This is a genomic window from Mucilaginibacter sp. SG538B (assembly GCF_013376065.1).
GTDB lineage: Bacteria > Bacteroidota > Bacteroidia > Sphingobacteriales > Sphingobacteriaceae > Mucilaginibacter > Mucilaginibacter rubeus.
Genome location: NZ_JABMJI010000001.1, coordinates 637,238 through 650,044 on the forward strand (window position 1 = coordinate 637,238; position 12,807 = coordinate 650,044).

12 protein-coding genes are annotated in these 12,807 nt (G+C 44.3%); all 12 read left to right on the forward strand.

Annotation, left to right across the window (positions count from 1 at the left end; all coding sequences use genetic code 11):
* Position 1 precedes the first annotated feature (1 nt).
* The gene (locus FHW88_RS02575; protein WP_176622924.1) at positions 2-2,479 is read left to right on the forward strand and encodes an ATP-dependent Clp protease ATP-binding subunit; all 2,478 of its coding nucleotides are present in this window, start codon (positions 2-4) and stop codon (positions 2,477-2,479) included.
* 95 nt (positions 2,480-2,574) lie between these two features.
* Positions 2,575-3,015 carry a type VI secretion system contractile sheath small subunit gene (locus tag FHW88_RS02580; protein WP_176622926.1) on the forward strand — a complete coding sequence of 147 codons (441 nt, stop codon included), beginning with the start codon at positions 2,575-2,577 and terminating at the stop codon, positions 3,013-3,015.
* A 32-nt stretch (positions 3,016-3,047) separates the two neighbouring features.
* Complete coding sequence (locus tag FHW88_RS02585; RefSeq protein ID WP_176622928.1) at positions 3,048-4,430, forward strand: DUF5458 family protein; 1,383 nt, start codon at positions 3,048-3,050, stop codon at positions 4,428-4,430.
* A gap of 224 nt (positions 4,431-4,654) precedes the next feature.
* On the forward strand, positions 4,655-5,227 hold the full coding sequence (locus tag FHW88_RS02590) for an NAD(P)H-dependent oxidoreductase (RefSeq protein ID WP_090531690.1): 573 nt from the start codon (positions 4,655-4,657) through the stop codon (positions 5,225-5,227).
* 107 nt (positions 5,228-5,334) lie between these two features.
* Positions 5,335-5,733 carry a type VI secretion system tube protein TssD gene (gene tssD / locus FHW88_RS02595; RefSeq protein WP_090531688.1) on the forward strand — a complete coding sequence of 133 codons (399 nt, stop codon included), beginning with the start codon at positions 5,335-5,337 and terminating at the stop codon, positions 5,731-5,733.
* 74 nt (positions 5,734-5,807) lie between these two features.
* Complete coding sequence (gene tssD, locus FHW88_RS02600; RefSeq protein WP_090531686.1) at positions 5,808-6,200, forward strand: type VI secretion system tube protein TssD; 393 nt, start codon at positions 5,808-5,810, stop codon at positions 6,198-6,200.
* 112 nt (positions 6,201-6,312) lie between these two features.
* Positions 6,313-7,212 carry a hypothetical protein gene (locus FHW88_RS02605; RefSeq protein WP_176622930.1) on the forward strand — a complete coding sequence of 300 codons (900 nt, stop codon included), beginning with the start codon at positions 6,313-6,315 and terminating at the stop codon, positions 7,210-7,212.
* Between the two features lie 3 nt (positions 7,213-7,215).
* Positions 7,216-7,827 (forward strand): hypothetical protein, encoded by a 612-nt coding sequence (locus tag FHW88_RS02610; RefSeq protein WP_176622932.1) that lies wholly within the window; start codon positions 7,216-7,218, stop codon positions 7,825-7,827.
* A gap of 19 nt (positions 7,828-7,846) precedes the next feature.
* Positions 7,847-9,718: a type VI secretion system Vgr family protein gene (locus FHW88_RS02615; RefSeq protein ID WP_176622934.1), complete on the forward strand. Its 1,872-nt coding sequence runs from the start codon at positions 7,847-7,849 to the stop codon at positions 9,716-9,718.
* Between the two features lie 2 nt (positions 9,719-9,720).
* Positions 9,721-10,596 (forward strand): hypothetical protein, encoded by an 876-nt coding sequence (locus FHW88_RS02620; RefSeq protein WP_176622936.1) that lies wholly within the window; start codon positions 9,721-9,723, stop codon positions 10,594-10,596.
* 36 nt (positions 10,597-10,632) lie between these two features.
* Positions 10,633-12,003, forward strand: coding sequence for a PAAR-like protein (locus FHW88_RS02625; RefSeq protein WP_090531678.1), 1,371 nt, complete (start codon positions 10,633-10,635; stop codon positions 12,001-12,003).
* Positions 12,004-12,021: 18 nt separating this feature from the next.
* Positions 12,022-12,798, forward strand: a complete 777-nt coding sequence (locus FHW88_RS02630) for a PoNe immunity protein domain-containing protein (protein ID WP_176622938.1) — start codon at positions 12,022-12,024, stop codon at positions 12,796-12,798.
* Positions 12,799-12,807: the final 9 nt, after the last annotated feature.

Sequence of the window (12,807 nt, forward strand, 5' to 3'; positions counted from 1 at the left end):
TATGAATATAGTTAATTTAAGCGAGTCGGTGAAAACGGCGGTGCGGGTAGCGCAGTCATTAGCCAAAGAATATCACCATAAGGAATTCGGTCCGGCCCACCTTTTAAAAGGCTTGATGCACCAGGAAGTGGGGTTGAAGAGCCTGCTTCAATCCATCGGGAAGGACACGGCTTACATAAGCGATTGGGCCGAAGTGCGCATTGAAGATTATTCGGCTGCGTTAACCGTGCCCGACGAAATGTTAGGTAACAGCCAGGTCAAGCAGGTATTTGAAGAAGCCGATAATGTGCGCATAAAATTAGGCCAGGATTTGATTACGCCCGTTTGTGTGTTGATTGCGTTAATAAAGCCCAATGTGGGTTTTGATGCTAACCAGCTAAAATCCTTCCCGGTAAAAGAACGCGAGTTACTGGATATTTATTTGAGTAATGAGGATGTTAACCATGCGGTAAATCCCTCTGCGCAGGCCACAAACGGCAGCGATGCACCCAAACAAACAACAGCATTACTCAAATACTGTGTAGACCGCACAAGCCTGGCCAAACAGGGTAAGGTAGATCCTATCATAGGCCGGGAGCGCGAAACACGGATGGTGATGGAGATCCTGAGCCGGCGCACCAAGCCCAATGTAATGATCACCGGCGACGCGGGCGTTGGCAAAACAGCCCTGGTTGACGGGTTCGCGCTTAGCATTGTAAACGGACAGGTACCGGCATCGCTTAAGAATGTACAGCTTTTTGAACTTGATCTGGGTTCATTGATCGCGGGGGCATCTTACAAAGGAGAAATTGAAGACAGGTTAAAAAACATCCTGCGCGAGATAAAGCAGTTTGAAAAAGCGATCCTGTTCATTGATGAGATCCATACCCTGCTCGATAATAAAGGGCCGATAGGCGGCGGTGTTGGCAACCTGCTGAAACCGGAGCTTGCCCGGGGCGAAATAACGGTGATTGGTGCCACTACTATCGACGAATACCGCAAAGTGATTGAGCCCGAACAGGCATTTAGCCGCCGGTTTGAGGTGCTGCAGGTAAATGAGCCCGATACGCCTACAGCTATAAAAATGCTTAAAAAACTGGTGCCCCAATATGAGGAGCACCACAACTTAAAGATAGACGATAATACTGCCGAAGAGTGCGTTAGACTGGCGCAGCGGTATATGAAAGACCGTCGCCTGCCCGACTCTGCCTTCGACCTGCTCGACCGTACCATGGCTGCTATCCGTTTAATGAACGATACCACCGATACTGCCCTTTCCGAACTCCGCACCGAACTGAACGAATTAAAAGCACTGAATGATGCGGGTGATTTGATCGGAGCGTACAAATGGCTTTACACCGTGTATCGCAATAAAATAAGCGCGGTGTTGTTAGGTCAGCTGGAAGATGAAACCCAGGTTGATACTTTTGAAACGCCTGATGAATACATCGCTTACTTTGAACGCAATTTGAGCCGGCTTGAGGAATTGGCTCAAAATAAAACCGAGGTAGTAGATAAACATGATATTGCCGCTATTATCTCCTATAAAACAGGCATTCCGTTAGGCAAGATCCAGGCACAAGAGAAAGAAAGGCTTTTAGGCATGGAAGGCTTCCTGAAAAAACGGGTTGTTGGGCAGGACCAGGCGTTGAAAGCCGTTTCTGATGCCATACTCGAATCGCGGAGCGGACTGAACAAAAAAGGGCAGCCCATCGGCTCATTCTTTTTGCTTGGCCCAACAGGCACCGGTAAAACGGAGCTGGCCAAATCAATAGCCGAGTTTTTATTTAATGACGAAAAAGCGATGATCCGCTTTGATATGTCGGAGTTTAAGGAGGAGCATTCGGCCGCATTGCTGTATGGCGCGCCGCCGGGCTATGTGGGGTATGAAGAGGGCGGCTTGCTCGTAAACAAAATAAGGCAGCAACCTTATTCGGTTGTGCTGTTTGATGAAATTGAAAAGGCACACCCATCGGTATTTGATATCTTTTTACAGATCCTGGATGAAGGGCATATGCACGACAGGCTGGGCAAGCAAGGCGATTTTTCAAACGCGCTGGTGCTATTTACCTCAAACATTGGCAGCGAGTGGGTATCTGAGCAAATTAGCCGGGGGCATATGCCTACATCAAACCAATTGATGGAAGTGATGGCCAATAAGTTCAGGCCGGAGTTTTTGGCGCGGTTATCAGAAATTGTACCCTTTGCACCTATACATGAAGAAAATGTAGTACGCATCTTTGAGATCCAGCTCAAAAGCCTTATACAGGCGCTTGAAAAAATGGGCATAAACATGCAGTTAAGTGCCGAAGCCAAAAATATGCTGGCTTTAAGCGGTTTTACACCCAAATATGGTGCACGGCAGCTATCGGCGGTGATCCGTAACCAATTGCGCAGGCCAATATCACGCTATATTATTTCGGGCGAACTGAAAAAAGGAAATACTATCGCCATAGATAAAAAAAGTGATGATACTGAATTATTGTGGAGCATTAGTTAAGTAATTTAACTGAAATACATACTGTTAAAAACAATTTTATAGTTATTGCATTATAACATAAACACTTTCATACTTATCATTTATTAAATAAAGCTATGTTTAATTACGAAATAGGGGGAAACGAAACAAAAGTTGGTTCCTCAGAAGCATTTGGTGAGATAGCTCCCAATAAAACTTTGTTTATTCAAAAATTAACTGATAATGAGCCGCTGAGACCTGAGAAGGTTGAGGGACTTAAAAATGTTGAAGAGGTTTTTGCTCATTACAAGCCAAAAGTAAGTGTTGAGCTTGAAAGAGAAAACGGATCAAATGTTACCGAAACGCTGCACTTTAACAATCTTGGCGATTTTGCCCCCAAAAACCTGGTACAACAAAGTAAATACCTGCATAAACTTAATATTCAGCGCGAGATGTACCTCAATATCATGAAGCAGCTGAAAACCAACAAAACGCTGAAGTCAACCCTTGATAGCGCCGAAACCAAACAGGCCTTTATTGAGGCGTTAAAAAATATAGTAACCGAGCTTGACCAATAATTAGCTAATCCTAAACATTTAACAACACGATCATGGCAACACCAAACGAGCAGATCCTGAATGAAAATTCAACAGACCAGGCTCTTAAAATAAAAGAAAGAAGCGGCGCGGCACCTCTATCAACCAGTTTAGATAAACTATCAAAAGTTGGTGGTTTTGATTTGCTGGAAGCTACTATTGATGGCCTTCAAAACCTGAACCCCGAACGCAAAGCCCGTAAACAGATCTTTTTAACTGATGATGAGAAGAAAGGGGAGCGCGAAGAACTTAAGCTGAAGCTTAATCAATGGATAGAAGCTTTGGAAAGCGGCGAATCGGTTAGCGATACTATTCAGAAAAGCGCCGAAAAACTGCAAAGCGTTGAAGAAAACCTGAACAAAAATTTACTCAATGTATTGGAAAGCACCCGCGAGCTTGAACAGGCTTACCGCACAGTGCATTTGTTTTATAAAAACACCGAACAGGATAAGCTGAAGAATGTGGTATTAATGAATGCCACGATCGATCAGTTGAAAGAGCTTGATAATCCGCGCTTTATTGAATATGCTGCAAATGAACTCAAGCAAAATTATGACAGGCTGGATCTTCGTCAAAATTATTCAATCCTGGTTGTGCCCGGCTACCTTGGCTCAAACAAAGTAGTTGAACGCTGGTCAAAAATAGCCTATGATAATAAAGTAATGCTGGTGACCGATTTTGCGGATCTTGAACAACCGGATGATGTGATAGACCTGTTTACATCAGCCAATTTAACCGGCGGCGATGCCTTTAAATCAAACACCATCATGACTTGTAACTGGCTGGTAGGCCGCGGCAAAGTTGCCGAAGCGGGTGAAGAGGATGACTTATATATCCCGGGCTCGGCAGCATTGGCGGGTAAAATGTATTATACGCTGATGTCGCAGGTTACCGCCGGTAAAAAACATGGAGCGGTTAACGAGGTGGATGGTGTACGCTTTGACCTTAAAAAGAGCGAGATCTCGCACCTGGAGCGCATTGGCCTGGTACCTATGGTGAATGAGTACGGCAAGGTAATGGCATTCTCGGCCAAAACTTTGTTTAACGGCGATAATATCGGTTTGCAAACCTATTCGGTAGTGAGGGTATTTGATTATATCACCAAAGTATTATTCGACTTTTTGAACCGCCGCGCTTTTGAAAACTGGACTTCAAAAACAGAGCAGGACCTGCGCTCGCAAATTGTGAAGTTTTTGGATAACATCCAGGGGCCCGACAGGCTTATCGAACGCTTCAAAATAATCAGGTTTGAGCGCGATGAACAGCAAAAGGACCGCATTCACCTTGATATTAATATCACGCCATATTTTCCCGCTAAAAGCTTTGTGGTAAAGCTTGACGGGCAAAAAGGTGAGGATGCAAGCCCAACGTGGAACAGCGAATATAAACAGCAGTAATATCGCGGTACACAACGTTGTGAAGTGGTAATGAATCCCTTTTAAAATAAGGAAGCACCTACTGGAGCGATATCGGATATGTGCAAAACAATATATTGGCTCCGTAGGTGCCTCCTGTTAGGAGGTGGGTTTTAAAAGCGAGATTCAACCGTTAAACCAGCGCTGTGTGCATTTTAGGTTAATTTAACCGAAGGCCTAACTTTATTTATTGTTAAATATGGTTTATGTTTGCATTGATGAGGCAGCTATTGATCATTAATGCAGATATAGATAAAACACCAACAACAGCGGCATTGATCAATGCCTATAAAGACGGGGCCCAGGCCGCCGAAGCTGTAGTAAAAGAGATAGCCATCGCCGATCTTAAATTTAATCCCAACAAGCAATTCACGCTAAGCAATAACGAGCCCGAACCCGACCTGGTGCAAGCTGTAAACGCGATAAAATGGGCATCGCATGTGGTTATATTTTGCCCGGTTTATAAAGATTCGATCAACTCAAAAATTAAAGGTTTTTTTGATCGCGTTTTTATGCCCGACCAGGTTTTTATCAGCGGCTCGTCGGTTAATTTCAATGGCCGGTCAGGACGTGTGGTTTCTATATTGGATGAAGCTGCCTGGCAGGACTGGCAGGTTGATATGAAGCCAACCTATCTGGCAGTAAAAAAACTAACCCTCGAAAAGCGCGGCATCAAGCCTGTGCATACCAGTACCATCGGGCATCTCTATAACCTCGATAATGAGTACAGTAAAAAGTGGATTCAAAAATTATATTCTTTTGGGTTAAAACTTATTTAAATAAATATTTAATATTTTCTCAAAACAATAAATTAATTACATTGTAGTTATTAAAGTAATGCGCAAAGCATCTACTTTAAATTATTAACCTCTTAAAATTTATCATTATGGCTTTCAAAGCAAGATTAAATTTTTCGGGCAAGGACTACGATGTGCTCACTTGCTCCTATGCATTAAACCGCGATGTAGACTCAAAAGGACGCCCGTCCTCGGGTATTTACGGCGGTACTATCGATATCGAGATCGAGTCGACTGAAGACACCTCCATTATCGAATCAATGGTTAACAACCAGTACAAACCGATTGCCGGAACTTTGCTGATCAAAAAATCTGAGGAAGACGCTAAAATGAAAGAGTTGTCTTTTGAAGATGGCTACATCGTGAAGTATTCTGAAGGTATCGACATTACAGGCGCAACTCCAATGAGTTTGAAGTTTGTGATCTCGGCCCGCAAGTTGAAACTGGGAAGCGCCGAGCACGTGAACGATTGGCCAGGTAAAAACTAAGCCCGGCCGATTTTGTTATCTGTTTGTGCCGAAGGGGCACTTAATTTATTTATCTACTTAAAACTTTATTGATCATGGCTTTCAAAGCAAGAATTAGTTTAGGATCGAAAGAATTCGATGTGCTGCAATGCAGCTATTCATTAAACAGGGACGTTGATTCAAAAGGCCGTCCGTCATCAGGTGTATATGGTGGTACTATCCAGGTTGAGGTTGAATCAACCGAAGATACTTCGGTTATCGAATCAATGGTGAACAGTCAGTACAAACCAATCCACGGCACTATTACCTTCAAAAAATCTGAAGAAGATGCCAAAATGAAGGAGCTTAATTTTGAGGATGGTTACATCATTCAATATAACGAGGGGATATCGATTATCGGTAACAACCCAATGTCGTTAAGCTTTGTGATATCGGCGCGTAAGCTGAAAATAGGCAACGCCGAGCACGAAAACGACTGGCCTAAATAATATATCAGTACAATTGATTTGTACTGTCTTTTAAAAAGATACGGAGGAGATAGTAACATATTTTCCTCCGTGTTCTTTTTACAGCTTTTGTTTAGGTTCAGTTATAAACCTTATGAAAAGAAAGAAGAGAATAATAAACCCAGCCTTACCCACTACAAAGAAAAAGGTGAAAAAATCGTCGGTTCCAACCCCCATGGAATACGTGCAGCTTTTTAATACCTGTGTTATTAAAAAGGAAAAAATTGCTGCTGTCGATAAGATCATCGATGAAAAGGTAACCGTAAACCGCCCCCGTTACGAAAGTATTTCAAACCTGGTACGCCTTGGTACTAATGCGCCGTCGGCTGCCGGAAATAAAAATCTTTTCGCATCGGTCTACACTCCTTTTTTTGATCGTTATAACACTACACCGCTATCATTAAACCCAACGGCGGCTAATGCCAAACCCGAAAGTGTTTTGGATATGATGACCAAACCGCAGATGACAACCGGCCTTTTGGGAGCTAATTTTTTTGACACCGGGAGGTTTACCCCAAACGATCCGTTCGCGTTTATGAACCTTTTTGGCGGCGGCGGAGCTATCCCCTGGTATTTTATTGCCTGCGTACATTATATGGAGTGTTCGTTCAGTTTCAAAAAACACCTGCACAACGGCGATCCGCTTACCGGTTACACGGTACAGGTGCCCGCCAATCGCCCAAAGGTAGGTCATGGCCCTCCGTTTACTTTTGAGGAGAGCGCTGTTGATGCTATTAAACTGATGAAGTATGATAAGGTAACCAATTGGAGCCTGCCGTTTATTTTGCAAAAGCTGGAGGGATATAATGGTTTCGGTTATAACAAAAAGGGCATTCACACGCCTTACCTCTGGAGTTTTTCGAACCAGTATGTCAAGGGCAAATATGTCAAAGACGGTGTTTTTGATGCCGAAGCGGTATCCCAGCAAATGGGCGCGGCAGTTATCCTTAAACGCATGGAAGACAGGGCGCTGATTAGTATTCCCAGAAATTAACCAATGAAAAGGATCGTTAAATATATGGTATTATTACTGCTTGCTACCGGGTTGGCAGGTTCGGCCGTGGGCTGCAGTGGTAACCCTAAAGCCCCGGTTGCTGATACTGTCAAAACCATAGCTAAGTCGGCCTCCCGAACCGTACATAAGTCGGCCCTTACCGACGAGCAGTTGTTCCGAGCCTGCCTGAAACAGTTTAAAGCCGCTGCCCTGCAAAGAAATAAAAAGCAACTGGCCGGCATGTTTTACTTCCCGCTGCAAACAACACCCCAATGGTCGAACGAAGATTTACGATCTGCTAAGATTAACCCTGCTGAAGGGCTGGTTAGCGGAGCAGAATATCCACAGTATGAGCCTACTATATTGAATGCTGACGCGCTTCGTCTTATACCCAAAAGCACAGAAGACGATCTGTCGGAAATTGACGCCGCTACCGACGAAAACTATTATAAAGTTATTGCAAAAGTTACAGATAAAGGTAGCAAGCTTTACGAGTTGCAGCAACAATATGAGCAAAAAAATGGCAGGGAAACATCGTACGGGTTTGTTTTTGGCAAAGTTAACGGGCAATATAAAATTATAAGTTACTACAGCCCATGGCCTGTTAAAGGTTAATGGATTTTATAGCCGAATTATGGAAAAGAAACTAAAAGTAGATATCAATATTGAAGGTACCCAGATCACCCATTTCTCTACCTTTAACCTTGACCAGCGTTTTAATGAGCACCATACTTTTCAGCTCAGGTTTAACCATGATATGGTTGAAGAGTACAACGCTGTTACGCTCGAAAACTCAAAGGACTTTATTGGTAAAAACATTACCGTGCAATTTGGCACAGCCGATAGCGGCGAAAATAAATTTAGCGGCATTGTTACCAAGGTAGAGCTTTCGCAAAGCCATGGGTTTCATGGCGATATCCTGGTGAGCGGCTTTAGTCCGACCATCCTGATTGACCGGGGCCCCGATCTCGGCTCGTACCTTAACAAAAGCCTGAGCAGCATTATTCAGTTAGCTACGCAGGATGCACCTGCAAATGATCTGAACCTCAATATCAAACCAACCAATACTTCGCCTATTGATTATATCATTCAATATCGTGAAAGCGATTTTGAGTTTATCAACCGTCTTTCGGCCGAGTATTACGAATGGTTTTATTACGATGGTGCTAAACTAAATTTCGGTAAGCCTGATAAGCTGGAGGAGGTTGCTCTAATTTACGGGCGTGATCTGCACAGCCTGCAATATGCAATGCAGATAGCGCCTTTAAAGCATAACAAGTTTGCTTACAACCCCAGGCAGGATGAACTGCTTTCGTCGGAGCCGCAAGGCTCTTCGGGCAGTACGCCGGATCTTTCGCATGCCATCAGCGCGTCAAACAAAGTTTTCAGCAAAGTTTATAATGAACCATTGGCTGTTAGGGTAAATAACAAAAAAGAAATAGATGATTTTGTTAATAACCAGCAAAAAGCGCTGATATCCGAATTGGTTACCATTGTAGGCAATGGCGACAACCCCATGGTGGGCCTGGGCAAAATACTTAATGTAAGCATGAGTGTAAGGGGCACAGGTGCTTTTGAATTGCAGGATTTTGGCAAGTTCCTGGTTACGGCGGTTTATCACCAGATCGACGGTGTTGGCCATTACCAAAATACGTTTGAAGGCGTTACTGCCGATACGGAGCGTATCCCGGTTGCTGAAGCCGAAAAGCCAAACCCGGATATGCAGCTGGCCGATGTTACCGACAATGCCGACCCGGATGGGCATGGCCGCGTTAAAGTAAAATTTAAATGGCAATGTACCGCGAATGATGTTACCGAGTGGCTTAGGGTAGTTTCGCCTGATGCAGGCAGCTCGGATAAAGTAAGCAAGAATCGCGGGTTTGTTTTTATCCCCGAAATTGGCGACCAGGTGCTGGTAGCATTTGAGGAGGGTAATATTGCCCGCCCAGTTATTATTGGCAGCATGTTTAGTGGTAAAACAGGTACGGGCGGCAGTCAAACCAATAAAACCAAAGCGCTTACTACCCGAAGCGGCAACACCGTGATACTGGACGATAGCAATGGCAGCATTAACGTTAAAGATCCCAGCGGTAACGTGGTAACCCTTAATGGCGACGGTACGGTAACCATTTATGCGCCAAACACCTTAACGCTGGTATCAAAAGATATTAACATTAACGCGGGTAATAGCATTAACATAACATCATCGCCGGCTAAAGAAGGCGGGGGTGACGGTGTTATCAATGTTACAGCCAAAAAATCGATAGCGGTAGCGGCGCAGGATGAAGGTATTACTACAAATGCGAAAAAAGATATTGCCTTTACCAGCGAAACCGAAAGTATCAAACTCTCCGCATCCGCCAAAGACATCACTTTTGATGCTGCGGCCGGCAAACTTTCATCAAGCAGCAAATCGGCCGAGATCAGCTCGACCGACAAAATGCATCTCAACGGCGGCAGTCTTGCGCATATTATAGCAGGCGATGTTGAAATTAACCAATCATGATCATGAATATATTACCGGTAAATACAGCTCAAAGCTCATGGTACCAGCTTAGCTCATCCAACCGTACCATAATTGGCACAAAAGTACTTGAGTTTGTGCAGGACAGGTGGATTGAAATAAAACTCATTAGCCATGACGATAAGCAACGGGTTTATGAATATACCCTGTTTGAGCAAAATATGGATGGTTCGGCGCTGATCCATGAATGGGCAGCAGATATGGAATGGTTCCAGTCGCCGGTACAGATCATAACAGATCTGGAAGGGAAATTTATCGGCATCAATAATTTTAATAGTATCGCTAATTGCTGGCAGCAGGGCTTCCGGTCAAAAATTGCCAAAAAATATCGTCAGCAGGATGGTATCGATGTAATGCTGTCCGAAACAGACAAATTGCTGCAGGATCCTAAACGCTTTCTGCAATCATTTATGGGGTACAGCCATTACCGGTGCTTTTTTCAACCGTTTTACAGGGAATGGCAAGCCAATGAAAGCTCTTCCCTGATACTGAAAGGTTTTTTCGGCACAATTGACCTGCCGCTCGTCATCTACAGTTTTACCCAGCAACAAGGCAACACCGTAACCATAACTAACGAAGCCGAGGTTGACGAAGAAAGCTTTGAAAGACCTGTGTTAGTGAGGATGCTAAAAGACCTTACCAATACCTATAACCTGAAGGTTGACCTGCAGACCGAAATGGAAGAGATTTACAAATTTGAAAACAACATACTACAGGAGGCCGATTTGTTTTTGCAATTACATGTGCCCTCATTTTATACTGTTGTAACGGCACATCAATGCAGGCGGATTGAACAGCATGAGCTTCCGAAGGAACGCGTTGATAAGAATGAGTTAAGCAACAGTGTACTGCATGTATAAGGCTGAAGGCTTAGTACTAACAAAAAGTAATATCCGATGTCAAAAAAATATATTCCAAACAATAGCTGCCTTAAGTGCGATAAAGGGTCGGCTCCTGTGCGGTTAAAGGTAACGCATCATAACAACACGAAAATTTATGGTGAGTTCCTGGCCAGTGAGGCCGATATGGTACCGGGTGAAAATATTTTGCCTATGGGCAGGTGTTCGGTAACGGGTGGCAGCTGCAAATTTGACCCAATTTACTGGGACAAGACCAATAAAGGTGTTAAGGTTAACGGCTACAAATTATTATTTGAAGATGCGAACCTGTTATGCAAACAAGGCGGCAAAATAAGTGTTGACTTTAATGCGCCAAGCGGTATGAGCACAGCCGGGGCGCTTGTTACGGGTGCCGGTGCCGGAACGTTCAACTATGGTTCGTACACCAACACCCTTGATATATTACAGCGCGGTACCATTTATGATGTTGAAAACGGCAAGATAAGCCTGGTACGGAGCAACAGCGAAAGTGATTACCGCAGGCATGGTAATTACGGGGAGATGAAGGACAACGTTTATCATCGGCAGGAAGGTTTTCGCGATGTAAGAAGCGAGCACCCTGTAATTGATATTGATAAACCTACGGCTTCGGGCATTGATGGAGCTTACGCCAAAGATAATGGGTATAAAATTACAGACGGTAAATACAATACAGCATCGATACAAAATACGACAACCGGCCGCGAGTTAAGTGAGCGATGGACGCGAAATCACATCGACAATAACGGGGCGATAAACCCGGCAGACGAAGCAGGGGTTAGACTGGCAAATACAGATGGCAGCCTGAACCGAGAGGTGATCAGGGTTAAGCCCGACGGAACCATGCAGTCAGAAACTATAAACTCCAACGGCTTTAAAGCTACCCGCGGACAAAGTGAGGCTTTGGAGATAAAAACCAGCAGGGCAGGCAATTTTATGAATGGTGTCAGGTCGTCCATGCTCAATTCAAAACCTCTTACAGCCTTGTCCGAATCTAATTTTTCGCAGGCGGTACGTAATAGCAGAATTGCCACTGGCGCAAATGACGGCCTGTTTAAGGCAAGCCAGGCAATTGCACGTTCTCCGGCTTTAAGTGTGGCTGGCAAAGTTGCCGGCCGGGGGCTTATAGTTGTTGGTATCGCCCTTGATGCAGTAAGTATCTATTCGGCGTATGAAGAAGAGGGCGGTTTTGGCAAAAAAACAAAAGAAGCGGTAGGCGGTGCTGCCGGTGGCCTTGCCGGCGGTATAGCCGGCGCCGAAATAGGTGCAATGATAGGTACTGCTATATGTCCCGGGGTTGGTACGGTGGTTGGTGGTATTGTTGGCGGGGTTATCGGAGGCCTGGCCGGAAGCGGCATTGGTAAATCAATTGCAGGATGGTTCTCATAAATTTAAACAATTTATAAAATGGGTTTTTTTGATAAATTATTTGGCGGAGGTGGAACCACGGCAACACCCGAAACGCAGTTAAGAGCAGAATATAAAGACGCTGCTTTCTTTAAAAAAATGTTTGATAAGAAGCAGTCGATAATAAAAATGTACCAGGAACAAAATGTCACCCTGAAGCAGCAGGAAAAGTTTCGCCCGATAAACAACTGGGTGCTTGCTATGGAACATCTTGACCTGGTTTATTTAAACTATTCTGCCGGGAATGATATCAGCCTGTGTTATAATGAATATATAACAGCTGCCGGATACTACGGAGAAGGTTGGGATGCCGACGCGTTCTATGCTGATATGATTGATATGGTAGCCTTAGGCAGCCTACTTGATGTACCCGACGAGGTATACGAGCCCGTTATTAATTATATTCGCCAGTCGGATAGTGGTTCCAGTTACCCAACCTGGACACCGGATGCTTTACTATGGTATATCATCAACACCAAAAAGCCGGGGAGCGGCCCGCAGCCGGATACGCTTATTACCGAAGCTTACAGGGATATTTATGATTTAACAAAAATGCCTAAAGCCGATGCGGAGCGCGAAATGAAACTTTATCTCGACAAATGGTACAGGTTGCATAAAGACGATTCATGGTATGAAAACCACAAAAAAGAAGGCTCATATAAAGGCTACTGGAGCTGGGAGGCAGGCGCGATAACTAAGATATTGGGGCTTGATGATAGCGGTTACGCTAATCATCCAAATTATCCTTATGATATGGTGCACTGGTCGGCTTCCTAATTGCGCGGT